This window comes from Roseobacter weihaiensis, assembly GCF_020622345.1.
GTDB lineage: Bacteria > Pseudomonadota > Alphaproteobacteria > Rhodobacterales > Rhodobacteraceae > Roseobacter > Roseobacter weihaiensis.
This window is the reverse complement of the sequence record NZ_JACNMO010000011.1, coordinates 148710-174217: the sequence shown is the minus strand read 5'-3', so window position 1 is coordinate 174217 and position 25508 is coordinate 148710. Positions and strand designations below refer to the sequence as shown.

The following is a 25508-nucleotide window of genomic DNA, read 5'->3' as shown; positions in this document are numbered from 1 at the left end:
TCCACGTCCTTCACCTGCGTGAACCGCCGCATCCACGCCACACGATCCCCCTGCGCACCCCAAAAACCCTCAGAATCCGTCAGCGAGGTGGCGTACATCTCCTCATACTGATGCGCATTAACGTGGGGGGTATGTTTCGTGGTCATTTCGATCTCCTCCAATCGGTGACAAGGCAATCCTGTCGTTGGCCAGCAAAATTATTGCGTGGGTCTTTAGTTGAAGAAATGTTTACGACAGAATTGAAAAGAAATAACTATATATCTGATAAAACTAATTTATTTTGTAAAATTATTTTGCGATCATTTTAATTTTTGTAAACTTCAAGTGCGACAACACGCCAAAAGTTAACGAGTCCAATATATTGCCAGTCAAAGAGTGAAAGATAGTTGCGCGGCACTCGGGTCGCTGTTAGCGCCGGTCATCACAGGGCGCATTTCGCTTTTTGGTAGAAATTGGGCGAAGCCTGCACGTGCAACCGTGGCGTGTTGACGAGATCGGAGGCGGCGACTCACCTGTTTCAGGAGCCGTATTCTCATGAGTTTACACCGCCATCACATACATTGCGCCACAGCCCGCGCTTCTTTGCTGGTCTGAGCAACGCAGGCGGTAGAGCCTCCGTGTAAACCCGCAGACCACACGTATCGTCTTGGCGTGTTTCAGCGCCCAAAACCTGCGGTCGCATCTGAAAGGTAAGGATTTGTTAGCTTTGATTTACAGGCGTTTTGGATCGAAACGCTCTCATAACTATTTTGTGAAAACGATGTTTTTGCTAAGGCTTCGTGCGGAAGACCCGTAAATGCTAAAAGTGTGTAAAGTCATTTAGTTGGAGAGATCATTGAAACGTCGTCAGTTTTTGCAAGGTTCTGCATGTGGAATTGTGTTGTGTGGCGCTGCTGGGGCAGGGGCGGCCATTCCGACCACTTTGCCCGATTACAATATGCCGGAAGAGTTTTTGCCCCGTGAAGTGCGCATCAAGAATGAGCTCGCACCCTATGAAATTCACGTCGATCCGGGCCAGTACGCGCTTTATTGGACGCTGCCCAAGAAAATGGCCATCCGCTATGCGGTGGGGATCGGGCGAACGGATCTTTATGAGGCGGGGGAGTTCTACATCGGCGCCAAGAAAGAATGGCCCGGTTGGACACCAACGCCGGACATGATCGAACGCGACCCCGAAAGCTACGCCAGATTTGCGGACGGCATGCCGGGAGGGATCAACAACCCGCTGGGATCGCGGGGCCTCTATCTGTTTACGCGGGGGCGGGGCGACACATTTTTGCGTATCCACGGCACGAATGAGCCAAAAACCATCGGTCGGCGTGTATCCAACGGATGTGCGCGGCTCATAAACGATCAGATGATCGAGCTTTACGACCGCGTGCCGATGAACACCCGCGTGGTGCTTTACCCGATTGGTCAGGGATAATCAGGGGCACATGATCTGACAGATCGGGCAGCGATTGCACCGCTGCCCGTTTTACGTTTAGGTGCGCGGGCTGGACGTCTGCCAGCATCCAGACACAGGAAACCGCATCGTGACATCGACCGACGCTGACAGCCCGCGGGGCTTTGGGTTCGCGGTTTCAGCCTATTTTCTGTGGGGCTTTCTGCCCATCTACATGAAGGCGCTGTCCCATATCTCGCCGTTTGAAGTCCTGGCGCACCGGGTTCTGTGGTCGGTGCCCATTGCCGCTGTCGCCCTTATCGCCTTGCGGCGGACAAAAGAGCTTCGTGCGGCGCTGCTCTCTCCTGGGACGCTGGCGATGGGCTGCGTGACGGCCACCCTGATATCCATCAACTGGGGCGTCTATATCTGGGCGATCGTCTCCGGGCATGCCCTTGATGCGGCTTTGGGGTACTATATAAACCCGCTCTTCAGTGTTTTTCTGGGCGCCTTGCTCTTGGGCGAACGGCTCAACAGGCTGAAATGGGCGGCGATCCTGCTGGCGCTTGCGGCGGTGGTGATCCTGACGGTGGAGAGCGGGTCGGTGCCTTTGGTCGCCATTGCACTCACGGTTTCATGGGGTTTTTACGCCTATTTCAAAAAGTCGCTGCCCGTTGGGCCCAATCAGGGGTTCCTGCTTGAGGTGCTGCTGCTCACGCCACCGGCGGTCTTTTACGTGGTGTTTCTTGGTCTGCAGGACGGTGGCCATTTCATGACCGGAGAGGCCACTGACACCTGGTTGCTGCTGGGCTGCGGGCTGGTCACGGCGATCCCCTTGATGCTCTACGCAAACGGGGCAAAACTGCTGCGGCTGTCGACCATTGGCATGTTGCAGTACATTGCGCCCACGATGATCTTTCTGATCGCCGTCTTTGTTTTTGGAGAGCCTTTCGGACAGGCGCGCATGATCGCCTTTCCCCTCATCTGGCTGGCGCTTGTTTTGTATTCCTATGCGCTGTGGCGCGATGCGAAAGAGGTGCGCCGCACTGCGCGCCCGTGATCTAGGATAGGTCACGCAGGAGCGTCTGCGACGGCTGACCCGTCACGGGCAACCCGCGGTTCGCCTGGTAGGCGCGGATGGCACTCTCGGTGTTCGGGCCAATCACGCCATCGGCTCCTTGGGTATCAAATCCGCGCGCCGTCAGACCGCGTTGCAGCGCAATCCGATCGTCTTTCGTCAACCCATTGGCATCGGGCGGAAAGGGGGTGCGCAGGGGGCCGGCGCCCGCGATGCGGTCCGCCAGATGGCCGACACCAATCGCATAGGCGTCGGAGTTGTTGTAGCGTTTGAGAACCCGGAAGTTTTGCGTGACGGCAAATCGCGGCCCGTTTGCCTGGGGCTGAATGATCGTCCCCGCGCCCGCGCTGCCGACAACCTCGCTTCCCCAGCGCTGCCCCCGCACCCATCCGTTCCGCGCCAGATAGGCAGCGGCAGAGGCCAGCGCGTCGCTGGGGTCCTCCGACCAGATGTCACGCCGCCCGTCACCGGTGAAATCCACAGCAAAGGACTGGTAGGAGGTGGGGATGAATTGCGTGTGCCCCATGGCCCCCGCCCAGCTGCCGACAAGCCGGTCCGGGGTAATGTCACCGCTTTGCACGATCCTGAGGGCGGCCAGCAACTGGCTTTCGAAAAACGCCCCGCGCCGCCCGTCATAGGCCAGGGTCGACGTGGCCGAAATAACCGGCACATCGCCGCGCCGCTCACCGTAGAAGCTCTCGAGCCCCCAGATCGCCGCGATGATCTCGGCATCGACGCCATAGGTTGTTTCCAGGGCCGTGAAGACGTCGCGATAGCGGGCAAAGGCCGCCCGCCCCTTGCTCACCCTTTCATCCGAGACCGCGATGGACAGATAGTCTTCGAGTGATCTTTTGAATTCGGTCTGGTTGCGATCCCGCCGGACGACGCCGGGCAGATACCCTGTGCCGCGGAACGCCCGCGTGAGGGTATCCTGGGATATGCCTCGCGCTCTTGCGCGCCCCTGAAAGCTGTTGACCCAAGCGCTGTAGGCCTGATTTGCAACCGGCTTGAGGTCGTCCGGCAGGGCAGAACTGCGAGGGCTGACCAACGGGCTGCTTGCACAGGCAGACAGTCCGAACGCAAGGGCACCCATCCCAAAGTGGCGGCGTGTTATATGCATGAAGGGCTCCTGTTTGGCGCGTGGTTGCACTCTTTGACATAAGGCGTATCACAGCGTTCCGGCACAGGGCAGACTGAAAAGCGATGCAGTCAGTCAAACGCGCTGATGACCGCCGACACAAAGAAACGCGGACATGCATGGGCTTGGGGGGCCGGATGCCGGGTGTTGAGAGGTCCTAGCCGACCCCTTGCCGGATGCGTACGAGCCGTTGAACACCCATGTCCTTCAAATCGAATTGACGCCCCTTGACGCTTGGCTGTGTCCATGCCCCTTGTTTCTAATGCCCAGATATTTACCACTGATTTTCAAATGATTACGAAAGGAGCTGTGCCCCGAATGAGGCTGGTCTGCACGTCAGATCCGCCCCATATTGGCCGGCAGGACCGAGCCGCAAAGGAGCGTTTATGACCACGCCTTACTATGCCCCGAAAGGCGGGCACCCCGGTCAGAGCCAGCTTTTGACGGACCGCGCTGTTTTCACGGAAAGCTATGCGGTAATTCCGAAAGGCGTGATGCAGGACATCGTCGTCAGCTATCTGCCGTTCTGGGGCGACACACGGCTCTGGGTGCTGGCCAGACCGCTAAGTGGTTTTTCCGAGACCTTTTCCCATTACATCATGGAAGTCGCACCGGGCGGCGGTTCGGACGCCCCTGAGGGCGACGGCGGTGCTCAGGCGGTGCTGTTTGTCGTTGAGGGTGTGGCGTCTTTGACGGTGGGGGGGGCAGCCCACCGGCTTGAGCCGGGCGGATATGCCTATCTGCCCCCCGGCGCGGACTGGTCTTTGCACAATACCTCGGAGCAGATGCTGCGCTTTCACTGGATCAGAAAGGCCTATGTGCCCGTTACGGGGATTGCGCCTCCCGATGTGGTGATCGCGCGGGAGCAGGATATCGCCCCGGATGTCATGCCTGATACAGACGGCAAATGGGCCACCACGCGCTTTGTTGACGTCAAGGACATGCGTCATGACATGCATGTCACGATCGTGACGTTTGAACCCGGCGGTGTCATCCCGTTTTTGGAAACGCACGTGATGGAACACGGTCTCTATGTGCTCGAAGGCAAGGCGGCCTACCGGCTCAACACCGATTGGGTCGAGGTCGAGGCGGGGGATTACATCTGGCTCAGGGCGTTCTGTCCACAGGCCTGCTATGCAGGCGGGCCGGGCAAGTTCCGCTATCTGCTCTACAAGGACGTCAATCGTCATATGTCTCTTGCCCCGGTGATCGGGACCTAGAGGGCCGTAAACTCAGGGTTTTGCTGACACGAAGGGCCCGATCTGCGGATCGGACCCTTTCGCGGCATGGCCTTTGGTTTCAGCGGCGGTCGCGGCCGGGCAAAGACCCTTCGCCGTGACCCGAGAGGCCGCCTGAGACCTCTTCGGTTGCGGTGTCGGACAACTCTTCGGGCAGGATCAGATTGAGCACGATGGCGATCAGGGCGGCCGGCAGGATGCCGGAGGTCGCCAGCACCTTGGCGGTCTCGGGCAGGTGTTGCAGCGCACCCGGTTCCAGTTGCAAACCAAGACCGAGGCTCAGAGAGATGGCAAAGATCACCATGTTGCGCCGGTTCCAATGCACGTCCGACAGCATCGAGACGCCAGCCGCCACCACCATGCCGAACATCACGATCACCCCGCCGCCCAGCACTTCGATGGGGATGGAGGAGATCACCGCGCCGATCTTGGGGATTAGCCCGCAGAGGATGAGGAAAAGCGCCCCGATCGTCACCACACCCCGGCTCATCACGCCGGTCATCGCGATCAGGCCCACATTCTGGCTGAACGACGTGTTGGGCAGCGCCCCGAAAAAGCCCGATATCGCCGTGCCGACGCCGTCGGCGAAGGTCGCGCCCTGAATCTCGCGGTCGGTGGCTTCGCGCCCCGCCCCGCCCTTGGTGATGCCGGAGACATCGCCCACGGTTTCAACGGCGGAGACGAAAGACATCAGGCAAAACCCGAGGACGGCGGCCACGGTGAACTCAACACCGAAATGCAGCGGGTTGGGCAGGGCAAAGGAGGACGCCGTGCCCACGTTGCCGAGGCTGACCTCGCCCAACACAAAGGCAAAGGCGTATCCTGCCAGAAGGCCGATGAGCACGGCAGAAACAGACAGCATGCCGCGCGCAAAGAACTTCAGCCCGAGCGTGACGAGGATGACCACAACGGCCATGCTCCAGTTGATCAGCGAGCCGTAGGCCGGTGTCCCGATGGCAGGGACACCACCGGCGGCGTATTGCACGCCGACTTTCACGAGCGCCAGACCGATCATGGTTACCACCAGCCCGGTCACCAAGGGGGGTAGGGCAAAACGTAACCTGCCGATGAAAAGGCCGAGGAAAGCGTGGAAAAACCCGCCGGCGATGACGCCGCCCATCAAAACGGCAACCGCCTCGACGCCTTTGCCCGCCACCAGCGGGATCATGATCGGAATGAAGGCAAAAGAGGTGCCCTGCACGATGGGCAGGCGGGCGCCTACCGGGCCAAACCCGATGGACTGAAAGAGCGTGGCGATGCCTGCAAAGAACATCGACATCTGGATCATGTAGATCATCTGGGGAAAGTCGGGGCTGTTCGAGCCAAACCCGAAGCCCGCGGCACCGCAGACGATGATGGCCGGGGTCACGTTCGAGACAAACATCGCCAAGACGTGCTGGACGCCCAGCGGGACTGCTTTGACAAGTGGCGGGGTGTAATTGGGATCGCGGAGCTGCCCGGGTGTTCCAATGGATGTGTCAGCCATCTTGTGTCCTTCCTTCTGAAAGATGAGGCCGGTTTATGGGCCGGTGGAAGCAGATTGGTTCGTGATCGTGAACGGGGTTTCAAACCAGTGTTCTTCGAAGTTCGGGCCCGCGCCGATCCGGTCGACGATGGCAAAAAGCCCCGGCGCCTTCAGCGGCGTCAGCACGCCGTGCCACGTGCCCTTGTGGTAGTTCACGCCCTGTCCCGGCGCGGTCATGAAGGCCCTTGGCCGACCCGGTGCATCGTTTTCATCGGGGGCCACGACCACGACAAAGGGATCAAGGCTCATGGGCAGAAAGGCCTGACTGCCCAGCGGGTGCCGTTCCACCATGTCGAGCAGGATCGGCAAGGAGCGCGGTTCGGCCTGAAAGAGGCTGATCCCGGCGCGACCGTCGGTGATCTCGATCCGGGCGCGGTCGTGGAACCGTTTGCAGAGCCCCTGATTGATCATCTTATCCGGCGGGCCTGATACATCCAGCAGATCTCCGAAAGGTGCGAAAGCCTTGGCCGTCAGCGTCTCAAGAACGAGTGTCCCGCTCATGGGCCCAGTTTCTCGATCAGGCGCACTTCGGCGATGCGTTCGACCTGTCGGCAGGCCTCGGCAAATTCTGTGTCGCGGTCATTGTCGAGACGGCGCTGAAACGCCTCAAGGATTGAGGTCTTGCTGTTGTCCCGCACCGCAATGATGAAGGGAAAGCCGAACTTGGCCGTATAGGCATCGTTGAGCGCTGTGAACTGCGCGCGCTCGGCATCGGTCAGCGCGTCGAGCCCGGCCGATGCCTGCTCCGCCGTGGAGGCCGTCGTCAGCCGTTTTGCCGCCGCCAGCTTGCCCGCCAGGTCGGGGTGGGCGGTGAGCACGGCAAGGCGTTTTTCGACGGGGGCGGCCCGGAAGATACGGGTCAGTGCCTGATGCACGCCTGTCGCCCCATCATGCGTTGGGCCCAATTCCCGCCGATGGGCGGCCTCCGCAATCCAGGGGCTGTGCTCAAAGATGCCGCCGAATTCGGCGACGAAGGTCTCGCGGTCCATCTCGGACGGGCGCAGCTCTGTCCTGGGTGGATGGTGCCTGGCCCAATGCTCTGCAATTTCCAGCCGGGTGGCAAACCAGACGTCCTCATGGGATTTGAAGTGGTCGATCACGCGCTGTAGTGCGGCGGCCCGTCCAGGGCGCCCGGTGAGGCGGCAATGCAAACCGATGGACAGCATCTTGGGCAGCCCGGCCTGCCCTTCGGCGTAAAGCGTATCAAAGCTGTCTTTGAGGTAGTCTTCGAACTGGCCGCCATTGGTGAAACCGGCCTGGATTGCAAAGCGCATGTCGTTGCAATCGAGCGTGTAGGGCACGATGAGCTGATCGCGCTCGTCAAACTGCATCCAATAGGGCAGATCGTCGGCGTAGCTGTCGGCCACATAGGCAAACTGCCCCGTCTCCGCCGCCAGCCGCACGGTGTTGCTGGAACAGCGCCCGGTGTACCATCCGCGCGGCGCTGTCCCGACAACTTCGGTGTGCAATGTGATCGCCTTTGCGATCTGGCGGCGCTCTTCCTCCTCTGGCATGTCCTTGTGCTCGATCCACTTGAGCCCATGGCTTGCAATCTCCCAACCGGCGGCGGTCATGGCGGCCACCTGCTGAGGTGCGCGGGCGAGCGCCGTGGCGACGCCGTAGACGGTCACCGGCAGGTCCCGAAGCATCCGGTGCAGTCGCCAGAATCCGGCACGTGCGCCATATTCATAAAGCGATTCCATGTTCCAGTGCCGTTGACCGGGCCAGGGCTGCGCACCGGTGATTTCCGACAGGAAAGCTTCGGACGCGGGATCGCCGTGCAGGATGTTGTTCTCGCCGCCCTCTTCGTAGTTGAGCACGATCTGGACAGCAATTCTTGCGTTTCCGGGCCATTGCGCCCTGGGCGGCTTGGCACCATATCCGGTCATATCTCGGGGGTAGCGGGTCAAGCGATGTTCCTTTGCATGTCGCCCTTTAGCAGTAATCCAAAACAATCCGTTTGTTTTTCAAAAAAACCCAAAAGGAGTGTCTTGGCGCAGATCCTTTGCCTATACCGCGACAGTCTGCCTATAAAACCAGCATAGAAAAACGAGAGGCGCTATGACCGGCTATTTGACAACTCATGTGCTCGATACGGCACGCGGCTGCCCGGCAGAGGGGCTGCGCATTGACCTTTTCCGGGTCGCCGGAGACGAGCGCCAGCATCTCAAGACGCTGGTCACCAATGCCGACGGCCGCACGGACGCGCCAATCCTGTCCGCCGAGGTGTTCGAGACCGGCGTTTATGAGCTGGTCTTTCATGCAGGTGACTACCTCGATGCCTGTGGTATGCCGCCCGAAAGCCCCCGGTTTCTGGATGTGGTCCCGCTGCGGTTCGGGGTGTCAGCGGCGGCGCATTATCACGTCCCGCTTTTGCTGTCGCCCTTTGGCTATTCCACCTATCGCGGCAGCTAGGGCGGCAGTGCCTCGCCGCGGACGGCCCGCGCGATGCGGTCAATCACAAAATCCATGAAGAGCCGGGTCTTGGGGTCCTGACGCCTTCGATGGGTGAAAAGGCAGGCCATCTGGATCGGCTCCGGCGGGGTCTTTGTGGCCACGGGGACAAGCCGCCCGGCCTCGATATGCGCGCTCACTTCAAAGACCGGTTTCATCGCGATCCCCTGGCCGGACAGCGCCCAGTCGGTCAGCACATCGCCGTCGTCGGATTCGTAACGCCCGGTGACCGCGAACCGCTTGGGGCCATCTTGCGTTTGCAGCCGCCATTGGAATTCGGTCGCGCCGGGAAAGCGCAGGTTCAGACATTCATGGTGGCCTGTGACCAGCGCCTCCCCACACTCAGGGTGCCCACGCGCTGCGATATAGGCGGGGGCAGCGCAGAGCACGCGCGGTACATCGGCGATTTTCCGAATGCGCAGAGTGCTGTCTTCGGGCTGGCCCAGAAAAAACGCAAGATCAAGGCCCTCGGTCGTCAGATCAACCTTGCGATCCGTGAGCCTGAGCCGGATGCTGACCTCCGGGTATTCTTGCAAGAACGCGGGCACCTGTGGCGCGATCAGCCGCCGCCCGACCCCTAACGGGGCCGCGACATAGAGCGCCCCTCGGGGGTTTTCGGTGATATTGACCACCTGTGCCTCGGCGTTTTCGACCGATTCGAGGATCTGGCAGGCCCCGCCGTAAAACGCCTTACCCTGTTCAGTGGGCGTCAGGCTGCGTGTCGTGCGTTGGAACAGGCGCACGCTCAAACGGTCCTCAAGCTGCGATATCCGGGATGAGGTCACGGCTGGAGAGATCCGTAAATCCCGCCCCGCAGCGGACATGCTGCCTAATTCATAGACACGCACAAAGGTGCGAATGTTATCCAGATAAGACATTGTTCCGATTTTTTTGAGGCTGCTTGATAATTAATGACAATACCAGAACAATATCCTGCCGCCTAGACTGGCGGCATCGTTGAAACGTCGGAGGTGAGCCGTGTACGACCTGGCAATCGTTTGGGACTGGATCGCGTTTTCGGTTCGCTGGCTGCATGTCGTCACCGCCATGGCGTGGATCGGGGCATCGTTTTACTTCATCGCGCTGGATCTGGGGTTGAGAAAAGCCGCCAATTTGCCCGCCGGCTGCCACGGCGAAGAATGGCAGGTGCATGGGGGTGGTTTCTATCACATCCAAAAATATCTCGTGGCCCCCGAAAACATGCCCGAGCACCTGATCTGGCACAAATGGCAAAGCTATATCACCTGGTTGTCGGGGGCGGCGCTGCTGATGATCGTCTATTGGGTCGGCGGGGAGCTCTACTTGCTGGACCCGACGAGGGCGGATCTGGCGCTCTGGCAGGGTATTGTGATCTCCGGCGGGTCGCTGGCTGTCGGGTGGTTGCTCTATGATGCGCTCTGCCGGTCGAAACTGGGCGACAGCCCCACCCCCCTGATGCTGCTGCTTTTCGTGATCCTCGTGGTGATGGCCTGGGGGTACAATCAGATTTTCACAGGCCGGGCGGCGCTGTTGCACCTTGGGGCCTTTACCGCCACGATCATGACGGCCAACGTGTTCTTCATCATCATGCCGAACCAGCGCATCGTGGTCAAAGACCTCAAGCAAGGCCGTACGCCCGATGCCAAATACGGCAAGATTGCCAAGCTGCGCTCCACCCATAACAACTATCTCACGCTGCCGGTGATCTTCCTGATGCTGAGCAATCATTATCCGCTGTCCTTTGGCACCGAATATGCCTGGATCATCGCCAGCCTGATCTTCCTCACCGGGGTCACGATCCGACATTACTTCAATACCCTGCACGCCACCGGCGCCGGGCCGCATTGGACCTGGGGTGTGACGGTTCTGCTCATGCTGGTGATTGCCTGGCTGTCGACCGTCCCCGGGCATGAAACATGGGAAGAAGCCGAGACGCGCCCGCTGACATCCTACGAGCAGCGGTTCGCCGCCGCGCAAGGGTTTGCGGAGGTCTATGACACCGTGGTTGGAAACTGTTCGATGTGTCATGCGCGTGAGCCGGTCTGGGAAAACATGCAGTGGGCCCCAAAGGGGGTCTATCTGGAGACCGAAGCTGATGTGGCGCGGCAGGCCAGCCAGATCTATCTGCAAGCAGGTGTATCGCATGCCATGCCGCCTCCGAATGCGATCCGGATGGAGCCGGAGGCGCGCGCGGCCATTGTTGCCTGGGTGCGCGACGCACGTGCTGACTGACGCCCGGAGGGCTGACTGCGCGATGATATAGCCCTTGGCGAAGCCCGCATCCTGCCTGTAGGGTGCGCCAAACGGGGCGGGCCCAAAGGGTGCAAAAGCCGCAGAAGGCGCCATATCCCGCAACGCATTGAGGACCGCAGGTGCTGAGATTTCACAACAAGCACGCCAGCTTTGAAAAGCGCAACAAGCTGATTGCCGACCGCTTGCCGCACCGAAATTCATGGGTGCTGGATGTGGGCTCCAATACCGGGTTCACGACAAAATACCTCGGTGAGCTTGGGCATTTCGCCATTGGTGTCGAAAAGATGCAGGAGGAGTTCAACGCCGCACGCAAGATTCAGGGCGACACCTCGGCTTTCATGCGCGTGGGCGTTTCACCCGCCTTTTTTGAAAACAGCCCGCAGTGGAGCGCCATTCTGCTCTTGAGCGTACTGCACCGCATCTACGCCTTCGATGGAGAAGAGGTCATGCGATCCGTTCTGTCCGAATGCGGCAGGAAAACCGATACCCTCTTTATCGAAGGCAGCACGCGGCATGCGCGCTACAAGGATCAGGGACAGCCCGCCCCCGATTTCACCGAGCACGATGTGGAGGCGGCGGCGGCCTGGCATGAGGCGCTTTTTGCCTCTGTGCTGGGGGAGGATTGGACCGTTGAGGCAAAAGATGTGCTGGAGCATACCCGCAAGGAACCGCACCGCATCCTTTACCACCTGTGTAAAAAAAAAGCCTGACCGCGCCTGAGCGGAAGGGGGAGGCGCCTGCTTTGGTGCCGGGCCAGATCGTAGAGATGGACCCCGCCGCCATCGGATTCATTCAATTCCCGGAGTGGCACAAAGTAAGGCCGGGCGCTGCCGTGTCAGATCAGGGTTGGATCAGCGGGGATTGGGATGCGATCAGCGAAAAGGCCTGTTTTTGGGGCGCGCGTTATGAGGGCGGCAGGGGCCAGAGTACGGCCATGGTCCCGCTGGAGAATTATCACTTCCTGACCGCCCTAAGGGAGCATTTCCATCACGGCAAGGACTGGCGGGAGACGGCTTGGTATGCTTGGATGGTGGCCAAGGGACCCAGCCGCTACAACGCGGAGGACAAGGTCATACGGCGGCTGCGTTTTCTCGATCAGCTTTATGCGGACTGCCTGGCTGGGCGTTACCGGATGGACGCAAAGGATCCCCCATTGGTGAACATCGGACGGGAGGGGCGCATCGCGCTGGATGACGGTCGGCACCGGATTTGTGTGGCCAAAGTGGCTGGTCTTGGCCGGATCACCGTCAAGATTAACGTGGTGCACAACGATCTGAAGCCCAAGTGAGCATGGTGCGCCCGGAGCCGTAAAGACCCCGGCGCAGCCTCTGCACAGGGGTCTTAGCGTGCTTTTGAACGGCTTACATCGCCGTGTCTGGTTTGACGGAAAAGAACATGGTCTCACCGGAATGGTCGTCGACACCGTCATTGTCCATCGACACCCAGAATGTGCCGTCCTCCATGATCGCCAGGCCTTCGCTCTTGTCCAGAACATAGCCGCCCGTAGAGGTCAGATAGGGGATCAGATCTACGACCAGCTCATGCGTCACCACCGGCAAGGGGCCACCCAAAGCGGCGGGCTGCATTTCGTCCATCGCGACGCGGGTGATGATCTTGGTCACGGCGGCTTGACCGATCTGGTTGTCGCGCTCGATCAGGTAGATGTGATCGCCATGGGCCACGATCTCCGACAGGCCGACCCATCCGGTTTCGGGGACGGTGGTCTGATAATGCACGGCCCCCCATTCTTCGGTTTCGATGTTGTAGGCCACCAGTTTCACGGTGTTTTCCGGGTCATCCTGCCAGCTGCGCTGCACGGCCATCCAGAGTGTGTCGCCCACGCGGGTGATGCCTTCGAAGCCAAAGCGGCGTTCGACGGCCTGCAATTCTGCGGGCAGCGTCACGTAGTCGGTGATCTCCCCGCTGGCATCCACATGGTAGAGCGCATGGGGCACCAGCCGATCCGTGCGCCCTTCCGAGGCGATCCAGAAACCGCCCGCGCCATCGAGCGTGATGCCTTCCATATCAAGAAGCTGCGCCGGCTGGCCGCCGCGTGTCACCGGGGTGGCCTTGATGATGCGCGCCGGTTGCTGGCTGGGATCGATGGTAAAGATCGTCGGCTGCAGGGCATAAAAGCTGTCGTTGACCGCATAGATCAACCCGCTTTCGTCCTCCGCCACCATGCCGGAGATCGCCCCCCAACCGGTCAGGTTTTCCATCCCGGCGGAGGTCAGATGCGGGTAGGCAGCGGGGGCGTCCTGGTATTCGTAGATCATCACGTGGCTGCCGGCCGCGCCGTCTTGCCGACCGTCGACCTCATTGGCCGAGACGAGCAGACCGCGCGCGGGGATGGCCACATAACCCTCCGGGCCGATGCCCGAGGGCAGCAGTTGCTCCAGCACCGGGCTGGTCGGATCGGTGACGTCGTAGACGCCCACAATCGATGCCCGCTCGGCCCCGACAAAGACGTAGGGCGTGTCGCCATAGACCCCGAAGGTCACGGATTCCGGTTCCACGCCTTTGTTGGCTGACCTGCTTTCTGGATAGTGGCCGATCTCGACAATCGCATGCTCGAAGGAGACGCCGCTCTCGTAGACAACCGTGCCGTCCTGATGGAAGATCGTCCAGCCGCGGCTGCCGCCATCCATGTCTCCTTCGTTTGCGGTGGCAAAGTGATCGGCATCGATCCACGTGACCGCGTCGGGCTCGCGAACACGGCCCGGCTGGCGGGCCTCGAAGGTCAGCGCCCCCTCTTCATCAACGTCAATGCCCTCCAGATCCACCGACCCGGCAGAGAAATGGCTGAGCACCTCGCCTGCTGCGGAGAGCACAACCATGTGGTTGTTTTCCTGCAGCGTGACCACGATCTCACGCTCCGCATTGATGGAGACATATTCGGGCTCGGGGTCTTCGGGGGCAACCTCCGCCAGACCGGTGATATCTGCCGCAACAATGCCATCGCAGTCCAGACTGTTGTCGCTTATGGGCACGATGCTGACAAAGCCGCCGGGCATCTGGCCGACGCGGCCGTCACCGAGATCCTCATCGCGCTCATTCTCGATGGCGATCGCCACAAAGCTGCCATCGGGGGCGACGGCCACACTGTCGGGCTGCCCGCCCAGTTCACAGGCCGCCAGAACGGTTCTGGTGTTCATATCGATGGCCAGAAGCCGCCCGGAGGTGTTGATGTAATCCTCCGAGGTATTCACCCCGGCAAAGGCGGTCTGACCGATCACGGCAACAGATGTGGGCTCGCCCGGCATGTCAAAGACACCTGCGGCTGTCGGGTTGGCGGGGTCGGTGATGTCGATAAACCCCAATACCTCCGCCGGGCTGTCGGTGTAGACCAGTGTCATGCCATCCGCCGAGGTCGCGATGATCTCGGAGGAGGTTTCTGCGGCCTCCGGTGTATTCTGGGCCACTGGAAATGACGCGATGCGGTTGAAATTCATCTCTGCCAGGTCGGGGCCAGAGACAAGGGCCATGGCCGTGCTCAGCATCAGCAGGCGGTGCGACATAAGGAAATCTCCATCTGTTAAATTACCTCTGTCTGCCGTGGCGCAACGCCATGACATTTCTGCAAAGCTTCTGTGACAAGCTGGTGAAAAGTCCCTTCAGATGGTGCAGATGCGCATCCGGGTGCCAGATGGGCCGATTGGCCCCTTTCCAGGGTCTGACGCACAACACGCGCCTGACGCAGTGCATTTTAGATATGGCGGGGTGTTGGCAATTCGGCTACCATTTCGATCATGAACTGGCGTGCCGCTGTCCCTGTCTTAAAGCTTTTCACTGTCCTCGCTCTTGTCTTTGCGATGAGCGGTGTGGGCTTTGCGCATCGCACCGCCGTGCAAGAACTGGACCCCGCGTTGCAGGCCTACGTTCAGGCGGGTGGCGCGCTCTCTGATCTTTGCGGCGATCTTGCCGACGGCGGGACAGGCCCTGGCATTTGCGAAGCCTGTCTGCTCGTCAGCTCGGCGATGTTGCCGGCGTACACCAGCCTTGAGCGCACCCAGCCCATGGCCCGCCCAGCAGCTGCCGGACCCAGTGCTCCAAGGGTCTCGCTGTCCTTTTTGCTGGATCACGCGCATGCGTCGCGGGCCCCCCCGACGACCTGAGCCGCAGAGAATTTTTCACACTTTTCGTTGACCAGCTTAGCTCTGGTTCATCCAAGCATGGAGAAATGCTATGAAACGCACAGTTTTTGCGTTTTGTGCTGCACTGACGTGTGCAGGCACATCCCTCGTGGCCCACGAGTTCACATCGGGCACCCTAACCATCGACCATCCAATGGCCTTTGAAACCGCCCGGACCGCGATGTCGGCGGGTGGCTACATGACGATCACCAACAGCGGCACCGAAGCCGACCAACTGGTGGGCGTCGAGGCGGATTTTCCAAAGGTCATGCTGCACACCACCGAGGAAAAAGACGGCATTGCCCGGATGATGCATGTCCACACCATTGAAATCCCCGCAGGCGAGACCGTGGCCCTGGAGCCCGGCGGGCTGCATGTCATGTTCATGGGGCTGAACGGTGACCCCTTCGAGGTCGGCGAAGAGATCCCCGCAACGCTGATGTTCGAGCGGGCAGGCCCCGTCGAGGTCGTCTTCAAAGTGGAGGCGCGGGGCGCGGACGGCGCGGGCGACATCGACCATTCCAATCACGGTGTGGGTCAATCTGACCCCGCCGCGACAAACTAGAGGGCTCGGACCATGGTCTCGATTGACCCGACCCAAAATCCGCCCGCGACCGACAGCACTGGCCTGCAGAAGCTCTATTTTGCGGCCTGGCGCTGGCACTTCTACGCCGGCCTCTTCGTGATCCCGTTCTTTGCGCTTCTGGCCGTGACCGGCATGATGATGCTGTGGATCGCCTTCATCGATGGCCGCGACGGGGAACGTATTCCGGTTGTGCCGCAAGAGACTGCGCTGGCTGTCTCCATTCAGGCAGAAGCGGCCCTTGCGGCGGTGCCGGGCGGCACGCTGATCCAGTATGTGTCGCCCCGGCATGCGGATCTCGCCGCGATCTTCCGGGTGGACGTTGAGGAGGATGCCGTCATGGTGGCCCTGGACCCCTATACGGCTGAAGTCCTGCAGGCCTATCCCCGGCGGAGCGGGTGGTATGATTTCGCAGACGGGCTGCACAGTGATCTGATGCTGGGGGTGACCGGGGACCGCATGCTTGAAATTGCCGCCTCGCTCGGGCTCGTGCTGATCGCGACAGGCCTCTATCTATGGTGGCCGCGCGGGCAGGGTTGGCGTGCGGTGCTCTGGCCGCGCTTTGGTCCCGGACGCGCCCTGTGGAAGTCACTGCACGGGTTTCTGGGGTTCTGGCTCTCGCTGTTTCTGGTATTTTTCCTGATCTCCGGGCTGTCCTGGGCGGGGATCTGGGGCGGCAAGATGGTACAGGCCTGGAGCCAGTTTCCCGCCGAGAAATGGGACAACGTTCCGCTGTCGGACGAGACCCACGCCAGCATGAACCACAACCGCAAGGAGGTCCCTTGGGTGCTTGAGCAAACGCCGATGCCTGCCTCGGGCAGCCTGTCTGGCGTGGCGGTGCTGGAGGCCGGAACGCCGCTGACCCTCGACACCATCGATGCGCTGGCCCGCCAGATTGGCTTTGACGGGCGCTATCAGCTCAACCTGCCAGGGTCCGACGCCGGGGTCTGGACCATGAGCCGCGATTCCATGAGCAACGACAGCGTCAACCCGATGTCGGATCGCACGGTGCATGTGGATCAGTTCACTGGCAAGATTCTGGCCGATGTGCGCTACGAGGATTATTCATGGGCGGGCAAAGCCATGGCCGTGGGGATTGCACTGCACATGGGCACGCTGGGGCTGTGGAGCGTACTTGCCAACACGCTGGTTTGCCTGTCGGTGCTTTTTCTTTGCGTAAGCTCCGTGGTGATGTGGTGGAAACGGCGTCCCGAAGGGGCGGGTCGGCTGGCCGCGCCGCCGATGCCAAAGGAAATGCCGGTATGGCAGGGGGCCGTGCTCGTGGGCCTTGCCATCTCACTGGCCTTCCCGATGGCGGGGATCACCCTGCTGGCGGTGCTCGCGTTCGATACCTTGGTGCTCTCGCGGCTACCGAGGCTACGCCGTGCCTTGACCTGAGGTCTGCCGGGCCTGTCGCTGTCCCGGGGTTTTCTCCGGGCGGCGACGGATCACACCTTCAGGTTCAGCAGGCCCTCGACATCGGCGTGCTGCCGCAGATGTTCTGCCAGCCCGTCGAGGGTACGGTCCACGCTCTGCGCATAGGTCACCTGCTGTTTCACGCCAAATTCGGCCAACCAGAGCGCGCGAAACGCATCATCACTGAACATCCCGTGCAGATAGGTGCCGCTGACCCGGCCGTCGGGGCTGATGGCCCCGTCAAAGCGGGGTCCGACCTGGGCAAAGGGCCGGCTGCAATCGGCGCCTTCGGTCTGGCCCAGATGTATCTCGTAGCCGGTGAAGCCCTGACCGCTGGCGCAATGCGTGGCCGACGTGGGGCGGACCTGCTTGTCGGATGTCATCACCGTAGTGACGTCCAGAAACCCCAGCCCCGCATCCGTACCGGGGGGGCCTTCGATCCCGTCAGGATCTGCGACGGAAGTGCCGAGCATCTGGTAGCCGCCGCACAGCCCCAGCACGTGGCCGCCGCGGCGCAGATGCGCCTTGATATCCACATCCCATCCCTGCTGTTTGAGAAACCTCAGATCGCCCCGCGTCGATTTGCTGCCCGGCAGGATGACCACATCCGTATCGCCCGGCAGCGCCTGGCCCGCGCGGAGCATGGTCACGCGCACGCCGGGTTCCTGCACCAGCGGGTCGAGGTCATCGAAATTGGCGATCCGGGCCAGTTGCAGGCAGACGACATGCAACCCGTCTTTCCGCGCTTGGGTGCCGATGTCATAGGCGTCCTCGGCAGGCAGCTTCCAGGCCGTGTCAAACCAGGGGATCACGCCAAACCCCGGCCAGTCGGTCTGGTCCTGAATGAAGGCGTAGCCATCGTCAAAGAGGCTGGAATCACCCCGAAACTTGTTGATGAGGAAGCCCTGAACCAGTGCCGCATCCTCGGGCGTCAGCACCGCCTGCGTGCCCACGATCTGGGCAATGACACCGCCCCGGTTGATGTCACCACAGAGCACCACGGGCACCCCTGCCGCCTGCGCAAAGCCCATGTTGGCGATGTCGCCCGCGCGCAGGTTGACCTCGGCCGGGCTGCCAGCTCCCTCGACGATCACCAGATCGTGGCGGGCTTTGAGCCGCTCAAAGCTCTCCAGCACATGGGTCATAAGCTGCGGCTTGAGCTTGGCATAATCGCGTGCCCGGGCCGTTGCGAAACGCTTGCCTTGCACGATGACCTGCGATCCGGTCTCGGATTCGGGCTTGAGCAGGACGGGGTTCATATCCGTATGCGGCTTCAGACCGGCGGCCAGCGCCTGCAGCGCCTGCGCGCGCCCGATCTCGCCCCCATCCGGTGTGGCGGCGGCATTGTTGGACATGTTCTGCGGCTTGAACGGCGCGACCGACAGCCCCTGTTGTCTTGCCGCCCGGCAGAGCCCCGCCACCAGCACCGATTTGCCCACGTCAGAGCCGGTGCCCTGCAGCATGATCGCGCGGGTCATGAGGCCGGGGCGCTCAAAACTCGACGCCTTTCTGCGCCTTCACCCCGTCGCGGAAAGGATGTTTCACGAGGCTCATTTCCGTCACCAGATCCGCCGCCTCGATCAATTCCGGCTTGGCATTGCGCCCGGTCAGACAGACATGGGTCATACGGGGCTTTTCGTGCAGCAGAAAATCGACCACCTCGTCGATATCAAGGTAGTCGTAGCGCAGCGCGATGTTGATCTCATCAAGCAACACGAACTGGATTTCGGGGTCGAGGATCTGTTCCCTGGCGATCTTCCAGCCGTTCTGGGCCGCGGCGATGTCCCGCTCGCGGTCCTGCGTCTCCCAGGTGAAACCTTCGCCGGAGACGAAAAAGCGACACTCCTCGGCAAACCGTCCCCGCAAGAACGACTTCTCGCCCGTGTCCCAGTTGCCCTTGATGAACTGGACCACGGCACAGGGCATCTGATGCGCGATGCACCGCATGACCATGCCAAACCCCGAAGAGGATTTCCCCTTGCCCGCGCCGGTATGCACCATGATGAGCCCTTTTTCCTCGGTCTTGGTCTCCATCATCTTGTCGCGCGCGGCTTTGATCTTGCGCATCTTTTCGGCGTGGCGGGCGTTCTCGTCGGTCATGGGATGATCCTAACTGTGGGTTCGCCCTCAAAATGCATGCGCGCCGGGCAGCGTCAACCATTGACATCTGCCGCCGTGGCTGAACAATGCCTGCACGATTTGATGGTTGCCTTGGTTCGATCCCAAGGCGCAAAAGGGAACGCGGTGCAATGCCGCGGCTGCCCCCGCAACTGTAAGCGGAGAGCGCACCTGCACCATGCCACTGGTCCGATCCTTGGGCCGGGAAGGCGCAGATGGGCCGTGACCCGTGAGCCAGGAGACCTGCCATCCTGAAACGCAATGCTGGCCCGGGCGGGGTGTCCCGGAGGAGAGAGAGACGATGTTACTTGATGCTGTATCCACGGCAGCCCGCCTGGTGAATTCGGGGGTGCTGCATGCCTGAGCAAACCGAGATTCTGGTCTGTATCAAATGCAAACGCGGCACCGAGGTCACCGAGGAGGGTGAGCGCCCCGGTGCCCATCTGTTCGAGACCCTCAAGGCGCGCGCTCTGCCGCAGGGCGTTGCCGTACGCGCCGTCGAATGCCTGCAAAACTGCGATTACGGATGCTCGGTCGCCTTGCGCGGCGGGGCGCAAAAGTGGACCTATGTGTACGGAAATCTGCACGAGGTGTCGCATCTGGACACGCTGATCGAAGGCGCGGGTCTTTATCATCAGACCGCGGATGGTCTGATCCCGTGGCGCACGCGCCCGGAGCATTTCAAACGCAACTGTATCGCGCGCATTCCGCCGCAGGAGGACACCCCCAATGACTGATCTGGCAAAACTCCCCGTCACTGTTGTCACGGGTTTTCTGGGATCCGGCAAGACGACACTGATCTCTCATCTCATTCAGAACCCCGGTGGCAAGCGGCTGGCCGTTGTCGTCAACGAGTTCGGCGATGTGGGTGTGGACGGCGAAATACTCAAGGGCTGTGCGATCCCCGACTGCCCGGCGGAAAACATCATGGAGCTGGCCAACGGCTGCATTTGTTGCACTGTGGCGGATGATTTCATCCCCACGATCGAGGCGTTGATGGCGCTGGACCCGCGCCCCGAGCATATCCTGATCGAAACTTCCGGGCTGGCCCTGCCCAAACCGCTGCTCAAGGCGTTTGACTGGCCCGATATCCGCTCGAAAATCACCGTTGATGCCGTGATCGCACTGGCAGATGCCGAGGCCGTGGCGGCGGGCCGGTTTGCCATGGATGTGGCCAAGGTGGACGCGCAGCGGCTGGCGGATGACAGCATTGATCATGAAACGCCCCTGTCCGAGGTCTTTGGCGATCAGATTTCCTGTGCCGATATCATCCTGCTGACCAAGCCGGATTTGGCCGGGCCAGAGGGCTTGGCCAGGGCCAAGGCGGTGATTGCCGCCGAAAGCCCTCGGCCCATCCCGGTGGTCGAGGTTGCGGAAGGTCAGGTCGACCCGCGTGTCATTCTGGGGCTCGAGGCCGCTGCCGAAGACGATATGGACGCGCGCCCGTCGCATCACGATGGCCATGACGATCACGAACATGACGATTTTGAATCCGTGGTGATCGACATCCCGGAATTCACCGATCCTTTGGATCTTGTGGACCGGATCGAGCATCTGGCCAAGAGCCAGAACATCCTGCGGGTCAAGGGATATGCCTGCGTGGCCGGTAAACCCCTGCGCCTGCTGGTGCAGGCCGTGGGCGCGCGGGTGCGGCATCAGTACGACCGGCCCTGGGGCGCGGGTGAGCCGCGCGCCGGGCGGTTGGTCGTGATTGCGGAGCATGACGATATCGACGTCGAAGCGATCCGCTCCGTGCTGGCCCCCGCGCGGGAAGCGGCCGAGTAAGATCTCATGCATGTCGTCTTTCGCGAAAGCCACGGTCTGGAAGAGACCGAGACACCAACCGATCTGGGGCAAAGCCCGGCGGATCTGGTGGTGCTCAGCCTCTCGGATTCAGACCTCGGGGCTTTGGCGGAGGCCTGGCACAAGGGCGGCGGACCGGATGGCAAACTGCCGGGTCTCAGGCTGGCCAATATCGCGGCCCTCAAGCATCCGCTGTCGGTTGATACCTACGTGGAGCAAACCCTCAGTGGCACGCGCGGCATCCTGATCCGTCTCATTGGCGGGGTGCCCTACTGGCCCTACGGGCTGCAACAGATCGAAGCCTTGGCGCGGCAGCAAGGCATTGCCCTTGCCGTGCTGCCCGCAGACGGTCGGGTGGACCCCAGCCTGGATGCGGTCTCTACGCTGCCGGTCTCGACCCTGCGCCGGTTGCAGCACCTTTGCGACACCGGCGGGGTGGTGGCCTGGCAGGCGGCGCTGGCACAGATGGCGCTGGCGTCTGGCCTCTATGCCGGTCCGGTCAAGGGCGCCAAGAAACTGCCCTTTGTCGGCGGCTGGACGCCCGAACATGGGGTGAGCTGCCCGGTCCTTGCGGGCGGCCAAGTCAAGCCCCTGATTGCCGTGGTGTTCTACCGCTCCTATCTGGTGGCCGCAGACCTTGCCCCCATCAAGGCAATGTTTTCGGCCCTGCGCCAGCGGGGTTTCGAGGTCATGGGCCTCTTTGCACCCTCGCTCAAGGCACCGGGGGCCACGGAATGGCTGGCGCGCCAGCTCCGCCATCTGGATCCTGCGGCCATCGTGAATGCGACATCTTTTTCCGGGCAGGGGGCGCAAGGGGCCTCGCCGCTGGACGCCCCCGGCGTGCCGGTTTTCCAGATCGCGCTGGCAACATCCGGAGAGGCGGCCTGGGCCGCGGCGGATCGCGGCTTGTCACCTGCCGATCTGGCGATGCATGTGGTGCTGCCGGAGGTGGATGGTCGGCTCTTTGCCGGGGTCGCGTCCTTCAAGGAGCCGCAGGCGCGCGATCCGCATCTTGAGTTTTCCCGCTACGTCCACACCCCGCATCATGAGCGGATCGCGGCGGCAGCCGACCGCATCGCCGCCTGGCATCGCCTGTCCGTCACGCCGGTCTCTGAACGGCGGGTAGCGCTGGTGCTTTCCACCTATCCGGGGCGGGATTGGAACCTCGCGCATGCGGTGGGGCTGGACGCCATCGCCTCGGCAGATGCCATTCTCGATGATCTGAAGATGGCAGGCTATGATACCGGCGGCACGATCGCAGGCGATGACCTACAAGCCGCGGCAACGCCCTTGCCACTGGCGGACTACAAACGCGCCCTGGCTGCGCTTCCCGCCGCTGCGCAGGCCGATCTGATCGCCGCCTGGGGGCACCCGGAAGCGGATGCGGCATTTGAACAGGGCAGTCTCGCGCTGCCGGTCCTTGCCCGTGGCAAGGTGCTTGTCGCGCTCCAGCCGGAGCGTGGTACGCCAAAACTGCGGGACGCAGAATACCATGATCTGGCACGGGTGCCGCGTCACGGCTACGTGGCCTTTTATCTATGGCTGCAGCGCCAGGTCGATGTGATCGTGCATATCGGCGCGCATGGCACATTGGAGTGGCTGCCGGGCAAATCCGTTGCACTCTCCAAAAGCTGCTGGCCGGATCTGCTCACCGGCGCGAGCCCGGTGATCTATCCGTTTATTGTCAACGATCCCGGCGAGGCCGCGCAGGCCAAACGCCGCATCGGCGCAATGACCCTGGGGCACATCCCGCCACCGATGCGGCAGGCCGCAACGCCCGAAAGGCTGACCCGGCTGGAGGCGCTGCTCGATGAGTTCTCCAACGCGGACGGGCTTGACCCGCGTCGGCGCGACCGCTTGCAGGAAGATATCCGACAGGAGGCGCAGGCCCTGGGTGTCGAAAACGAGTTGGGGTTGGCGGGCGTGTCCTGTGCCGCCGAGGCGATCACCCGCATCGACCGTTTTGTCTGCGACGTCAAGGACAGCCAGTTCGGTGACGGGTTGCACATCTGGGGACGCGCCCCCGCCGGTCAGACACCTTTTGATGCGCAGGCCTCTTCGCAGGCGGAACGCCTGGCGCTGCTGGATGCGCTGGATGGCAAGCGGATTGAGGGCGGCCCCTCGGGGTCCCCTTACCGCGGGCGGCAGGACGTGCTGCCCACGGGCCGTAACCTCTACACCGTCGATCAGCGGGCTGTCCCGACACGGGCGGCTTACGCCCAGGGGCAGCGGCTGGCCGATGACTTCGTGCGCCGGTATCTGCAGGACGAGGGCGACTGGCCCCGCAGCCTCGTGGTCGATCTCTGGGGCTCTGCCACGATGCGCACGGCCGGCGAGGAGTTTGCCATGGCGCTCAGCCTGCTGGGGGTGCGCCCACGGTGGGATGCAAAATCCGAAAGGGTTTCGGGGATCGAAGTGCTGCCGATCACCGAACTGGACCGCCCGCGTCTGGACGTGACCCTTCGCGTCTCGGGGCTTTTCCGCGATGTCTTTCCAACCCTGACGGCCCTCTTTGCTCAGGCGGTGCGGGCGCTGGCAGCGCGCGACGAGGCCCCCGACTGGAACCCCTATGTCGGCCAGTCAGGTGCGAGGGTCTTTGGCCCCGCGCCGGGCCATTTCGGGGTCTCGATGGGCGCGCATATCGGTGACTATTCTGAGGATGCCCGCAAGGCGGCGGGGGAGGCGTGGCTGGCGGCGTCAAGCTGGGCTGTGGACGGGGATAACGCCGTGCAGGACGCGGCAGGTTTGCGCGCGCGAGTGGTCGGTGCCAAGGCCTTCCTGCACCTTCAGGATTTGCCGGAAACCGATGTGCTGCTGGCCGAAGATTACGCCACTCATGAGGCGGGCTTCGCTGCGGCCCAAGCGGTTACGGGCGGGCGCGCCGGGCTCTATCATCTTGACGCCACGGATTTCGACGCGCCGCGCACCCGCAGCCTGACCGAAGAAATCGCGCGGGTCGTACACGGGCGCGCGGTGCAGCCCGACTGGATTGCGGGCATGCGGCGGCACGGGTTCCGTGGCGCGGCGGAGATCGCCTCAACCCTGGAGAACATGGCGGCTTTTGCGCAGCTCGCGCAGGTGGTCCCGGACCATCTCTTTGATCTTTATTACGATGCAACCCTGGGTGATGCCGAGGTCGCAGCCTTTCTGGCCGATGCCAACCCGGAAGCCCATGCCGCCATGCGCGACCGCTTTGCCGCGCTGCATGCGGCCGGGCTCTGGACATCGCGGCGCAATTCCATCCTTGCCTCGCTGGAGGCGGCAGAATGACCGCCACACCTACGGTCAAGGGCTGGTGCCCCGGTGCGCATCGCCCGATGATGTCGGGGGATGGTCTGATCGTCCGGGTCCGGCCTCACATGAGCCGGTTTGACCGGACACAGGCGCTGACCCTGTGCCACCTGTCGCAGACCTATGGCAATGGCATTATCGATCTGACCTCCCGCGCCAATCTGCAATTACGCGGGGTGCGCGCGGCCGGGCATCCCGATTTGCTTGAGGCGCTGATGGCGGCGGGGCTGCTGGACGCCACCCCGGCGCAGGAGGCCCGGCGCAACATCCTCACCACACCCCAGTGGGGTCAGGACGACCTGACTGCGTGGCTCTACAAGGTTTTGTTGGCCAGTCTTGCAACGCTTCCGGACCTGCCCGCAAAAATGGGCATCGCGCTTGATACCGGCGCGCAGCCCCTGCTGGCAAAGGCGTCGGCGGATTTCCGGTTCGAACGCGGGCAGGAGGTCGGGCTGATCCTGCGGGCGGATGGCGCGGACACGGGCGTGGCCGTCACCGAGGACACAGCGCCCGAGATGTTGCGGGCGCTGGCGCTGTGGTTTGTGGACACGGGCGGCGCGCGCGCGGGCCGCATGGCGCGCCATCTTGCAACCCAAGATTTGCCCACCCGATTTCAGGGGGCGCGGCCGCGCGCGCCGGGCGCGATGCTGCAACCCGGAGTCCACGCGATCGGGGCGGTCTACGGTGTGCCCTTCGGGGCCATAGATGCCGCCGCGCTGGCACATCTGATATCGGAGGGTGCGGGGACCGGCCTCCGGCTGACGCCATGGCGGTTGTTTGTGCTTGAAGGGGCCGCGCCGCAACGGGTCGAGGCATTTGTTTGCGACCCCGGGGATGCCACCCTGCGGGTGCATGCCTGCCCGGGACTGCCCAAGTGTAGCCAAGGGCAGGCCGAGACCCGTGCGCTTGCCCTGTCGCTTTCAGGCAAGATGCCTACGGGGCAGACACTGCATGTCTCGGGATGTGCCAAAGGATGCGCGCATCCCGGTTCCGCCGATCTCACACTGGTCGGTGCCGATGGCTACTTTGACCTTGTGCGCAACGGCACAGCGTGGGATGCGCCATCCGTCCGAGGTCTGTCTCGTGACGATATTGCGAAAGAGATTGCCCGGTAG

General features: G+C 62.1%; 23 protein-coding genes and 1 riboswitch. Of the genes, 14 read left to right on the top strand and 9 right to left on the bottom strand.

Features of this window, described 5'->3' with window-relative positions:
* Positions 1 to 98, bottom strand: a 98-nt coding sequence (locus H7847_RS14585; protein WP_227270220.1) for an acetyl-coenzyme A synthetase N-terminal domain-containing protein, incomplete at its 3' end; no start/stop codon positions are given.
* Between the two features lie 737 nt (positions 99 to 835).
* Here H7847_RS14585 and H7847_RS14580 point away from each other — a divergent pair.
* Both H7847_RS14580 and rarD read left to right on the top strand, forming a co-directional pair.
* Positions 836 to 1426: a L,D-transpeptidase gene (locus H7847_RS14580; protein WP_406676003.1), complete on the top strand. Its 591-nt coding sequence runs from the start codon at positions 836 to 838 to the stop codon at positions 1424 to 1426.
* Positions 1427 to 1535: 109 nt separating this feature from the next.
* Positions 1536 to 2444, top strand: coding sequence for an EamA family transporter RarD (rarD, locus tag H7847_RS14575; RefSeq protein ID WP_227270213.1), 909 nt, complete (start codon positions 1536 to 1538; stop codon positions 2442 to 2444).
* Position 2445: 1 nt separating this feature from the next.
* Here the strand turns inward: rarD and H7847_RS14570 are convergent, their stop codons facing one another.
* Positions 2446 to 3582, bottom strand: a complete 1137-nt coding sequence (locus H7847_RS14570) for a lytic murein transglycosylase (protein ID WP_227270212.1) — start codon at positions 3580 to 3582, stop codon at positions 2446 to 2448.
* 404 nt (positions 3583 to 3986) lie between these two features.
* On the opposite strand from H7847_RS14570, the gene H7847_RS14565 reads away from it, so the two are divergent.
* Complete coding sequence (locus H7847_RS14565; RefSeq protein WP_227270211.1) at positions 3987 to 4820, top strand: bifunctional allantoicase/(S)-ureidoglycine aminohydrolase; 834 nt, start codon at positions 3987 to 3989, stop codon at positions 4818 to 4820.
* Positions 4821 to 4899: 79 nt separating this feature from the next.
* Here H7847_RS14565 and H7847_RS14560 read toward each other — a convergent pair whose 3' ends face one another.
* The 3 genes from H7847_RS14560 to puuE are packed head-to-tail and all read right to left on the bottom strand — an operon-like array spanning position 4900 to position 8273.
* Positions 4900 to 6324, bottom strand: a complete 1425-nt coding sequence (locus tag H7847_RS14560; RefSeq protein ID WP_227270210.1) for a uracil-xanthine permease family protein — start codon at positions 6322 to 6324, stop codon at positions 4900 to 4902.
* Positions 6325 to 6357: 33 nt separating this feature from the next.
* Positions 6358 to 6864, bottom strand: coding sequence for an ureidoglycolate lyase (locus H7847_RS14555; protein WP_227270209.1), 507 nt, complete (start codon positions 6862 to 6864; stop codon positions 6358 to 6360).
* Positions 6861 to 8273, bottom strand: coding sequence for an allantoinase PuuE (gene puuE, locus H7847_RS14550; RefSeq protein ID WP_227270208.1), 1413 nt, complete (start codon positions 8271 to 8273; stop codon positions 6861 to 6863). Before puuE ends, H7847_RS14555 begins: the two co-directional genes overlap by 4 nt.
* A gap of 151 nt (positions 8274 to 8424) precedes the next feature.
* Between puuE and uraH the strand changes: the two genes are divergently transcribed.
* Positions 8425 to 8778, top strand: a complete 354-nt coding sequence (gene uraH, locus H7847_RS14545) for a hydroxyisourate hydrolase (protein WP_227270207.1) — start codon at positions 8425 to 8427, stop codon at positions 8776 to 8778.
* On the opposite strand, the gene H7847_RS14540 is transcribed toward uraH, so the two are convergent.
* Positions 8775 to 9695, bottom strand: coding sequence for a LysR family transcriptional regulator (locus H7847_RS14540; protein WP_227270206.1), 921 nt, complete (start codon positions 9693 to 9695; stop codon positions 8775 to 8777). The two genes, uraH and H7847_RS14540, sit on opposite strands and share 4 nt — an antisense overlap.
* A gap of 100 nt (positions 9696 to 9795) precedes the next feature.
* Here H7847_RS14540 and H7847_RS14535 point away from each other — a divergent pair, with 100 nt between their 5' ends.
* The 3 genes from H7847_RS14535 (at position 9796) to H7847_RS14525 (ending at position 12337) form a co-directional block, all read left to right on the top strand.
* Positions 9796 to 11028 (top strand): urate hydroxylase PuuD, encoded by a 1233-nt coding sequence (locus H7847_RS14535; protein WP_227270205.1) that lies wholly within the window; start codon positions 9796 to 9798, stop codon positions 11026 to 11028.
* A gap of 140 nt (positions 11029 to 11168) precedes the next feature.
* Entirely contained in the window at positions 11169 to 11759 is a 591-nt protein-coding gene (locus tag H7847_RS14530) for a methyltransferase domain-containing protein (protein WP_227270204.1), read from the top strand.
* A 35-nt stretch (positions 11760 to 11794) separates the two neighbouring features.
* Complete coding sequence (locus tag H7847_RS14525; RefSeq protein ID WP_227270203.1) at positions 11795 to 12337, top strand: hypothetical protein; 543 nt, start codon at positions 11795 to 11797, stop codon at positions 12335 to 12337.
* A 73-nt stretch (positions 12338 to 12410) separates the two neighbouring features.
* Here the strand turns inward: H7847_RS14525 and H7847_RS14520 are convergent, their stop codons facing one another.
* Positions 12411 to 14567: an esterase-like activity of phytase family protein gene (locus tag H7847_RS14520; protein ID WP_227270202.1), complete on the bottom strand. Its 2157-nt coding sequence runs from the start codon at positions 14565 to 14567 to the stop codon at positions 12411 to 12413.
* Between the two features lie 231 nt (positions 14568 to 14798).
* Here H7847_RS14520 and H7847_RS14515 point away from each other — a divergent pair, with 231 nt between their 5' ends.
* The 3 genes from H7847_RS14515 (at position 14799) to H7847_RS14505 (ending at position 17163) form a co-directional block, all read left to right on the top strand.
* Positions 14799 to 15164 carry a hypothetical protein gene (locus tag H7847_RS14515; RefSeq protein WP_227270201.1) on the top strand — a complete coding sequence of 122 codons (366 nt, stop codon included), beginning with the start codon at positions 14799 to 14801 and terminating at the stop codon, positions 15162 to 15164.
* A 70-nt stretch (positions 15165 to 15234) separates the two neighbouring features.
* Positions 15235 to 15747, top strand: a complete 513-nt coding sequence (locus H7847_RS14510) for a copper chaperone PCu(A)C (RefSeq protein ID WP_227270200.1) — start codon at positions 15235 to 15237, stop codon at positions 15745 to 15747.
* 12 nt (positions 15748 to 15759) lie between these two features.
* Entirely contained in the window at positions 15760 to 17163 is a 1404-nt protein-coding gene (locus H7847_RS14505; RefSeq protein WP_227270199.1) for a PepSY-associated TM helix domain-containing protein, read from the top strand.
* A gap of 50 nt (positions 17164 to 17213) precedes the next feature.
* Here the strand turns inward: H7847_RS14505 and H7847_RS14500 are convergent, their stop codons facing one another.
* Together H7847_RS14500 and cobO are read right to left on the bottom strand one after the other, a co-directional pair.
* Entirely contained in the window at positions 17214 to 18659 is a 1446-nt protein-coding gene (locus tag H7847_RS14500) for a cobyric acid synthase (protein ID WP_227270198.1), read from the bottom strand.
* 13 nt (positions 18660 to 18672) lie between these two features.
* The gene (gene cobO, locus H7847_RS14495; RefSeq protein WP_227270197.1) at positions 18673 to 19281 is read right to left on the bottom strand and encodes a cob(I)yrinic acid a,c-diamide adenosyltransferase; all 609 of its coding nucleotides are present in this window, start codon (positions 19279 to 19281) and stop codon (positions 18673 to 18675) included.
* 88 nt (positions 19282 to 19369) lie between these two features.
* Positions 19370 to 19564: riboswitch (cobalamin riboswitch) on the top strand.
* Positions 19565 to 19655: 91 nt separating this feature from the next.
* On the opposite strand from cobO, the gene H7847_RS14490 reads away from it, so the two are divergent.
* The 4 genes from H7847_RS14490 to H7847_RS14475 are packed head-to-tail and all read left to right on the top strand — an operon-like array spanning position 19656 to position 25508.
* Positions 19656 to 20036 carry a DUF1636 family protein gene (locus H7847_RS14490; RefSeq protein ID WP_227270196.1) on the top strand — a complete coding sequence of 127 codons (381 nt, stop codon included), beginning with the start codon at positions 19656 to 19658 and terminating at the stop codon, positions 20034 to 20036.
* Positions 20029 to 21084: a cobalamin biosynthesis protein CobW gene (gene cobW, locus H7847_RS14485; protein WP_227270195.1), complete on the top strand. Its 1056-nt coding sequence runs from the start codon at positions 20029 to 20031 to the stop codon at positions 21082 to 21084. Before H7847_RS14490 ends, cobW begins: the two co-directional genes overlap by 8 nt.
* A gap of 6 nt (positions 21085 to 21090) precedes the next feature.
* A complete protein-coding gene (cobN, locus tag H7847_RS14480; protein WP_227270194.1) occupies positions 21091 to 24372 on the top strand; it encodes a cobaltochelatase subunit CobN in 3282 nt (1093 codons plus the stop codon).
* Complete coding sequence (locus tag H7847_RS14475) at positions 24369 to 25508, top strand: precorrin-3B synthase (RefSeq protein ID WP_227270193.1); 1140 nt, start codon at positions 24369 to 24371, stop codon at positions 25506 to 25508. Before cobN ends, H7847_RS14475 begins: the two co-directional genes overlap by 4 nt.

Bases quoted from the DNA above. Each gene is read 5' to 3' on its own strand.
- H7847_RS14505 (WP_227270199.1), top strand. From the start codon at position 15,760: ATGGTCTCGATTGACCCGACCCAAAATCCGCCCGCGACCGACAGCACT.
- H7847_RS14490 (WP_227270196.1), top strand. From the start codon at position 19,656: ATGCCTGAGCAAACCGAGATTCTGGTCTGTATCAAATGCAAACGCGGC.
- H7847_RS14565 (WP_227270211.1), top strand. From the start codon at position 3,987: ATGACCACGCCTTACTATGCCCCGAAAGGCGGGCACCCCGGTCAGAGC.
- H7847_RS14520 (WP_227270202.1), bottom strand. From the start codon at position 14,567: ATGTCGCACCGCCTGCTGATGCTGAGCACGGCCATGGCCCTTGTCTCT.
- H7847_RS14555 (WP_227270209.1), bottom strand. From the start codon at position 6,864: ATGAGCGGGACACTCGTTCTTGAGACGCTGACGGCCAAGGCTTTCGCA.
- cobO (WP_227270197.1), bottom strand. From the start codon at position 19,281: ATGACCGACGAGAACGCCCGCCACGCCGAAAAGATGCGCAAGATCAAA.
- H7847_RS14510 (WP_227270200.1), top strand. From the start codon at position 15,235: ATGAAACGCACAGTTTTTGCGTTTTGTGCTGCACTGACGTGTGCAGGC.
- H7847_RS14515 (WP_227270201.1), top strand. From the start codon at position 14,799: ATGAACTGGCGTGCCGCTGTCCCTGTCTTAAAGCTTTTCACTGTCCTC.
- H7847_RS14560 (WP_227270210.1), bottom strand. From the start codon at position 6,324: ATGGCTGACACATCCATTGGAACACCCGGGCAGCTCCGCGATCCCAAT.
- H7847_RS14570 (WP_227270212.1), bottom strand. From the start codon at position 3,582: ATGCATATAACACGCCGCCACTTTGGGATGGGTGCCCTTGCGTTCGGA.
- cobW (WP_227270195.1), top strand. From the start codon at position 20,029: ATGACTGATCTGGCAAAACTCCCCGTCACTGTTGTCACGGGTTTTCTG.
- H7847_RS14500 (WP_227270198.1), bottom strand. From the start codon at position 18,659: ATGACCCGCGCGATCATGCTGCAGGGCACCGGCTCTGACGTGGGCAAA.
- cobN (WP_227270194.1), top strand. From the start codon at position 21,091: ATGCATGTCGTCTTTCGCGAAAGCCACGGTCTGGAAGAGACCGAGACA.
- uraH (WP_227270207.1), top strand. From the start codon at position 8,425: ATGACCGGCTATTTGACAACTCATGTGCTCGATACGGCACGCGGCTGC.
- H7847_RS14475 (WP_227270193.1), top strand. From the start codon at position 24,369: ATGACCGCCACACCTACGGTCAAGGGCTGGTGCCCCGGTGCGCATCGC.
- H7847_RS14540 (WP_227270206.1), bottom strand. From the start codon at position 9,695: ATGTCTTATCTGGATAACATTCGCACCTTTGTGCGTGTCTATGAATTA.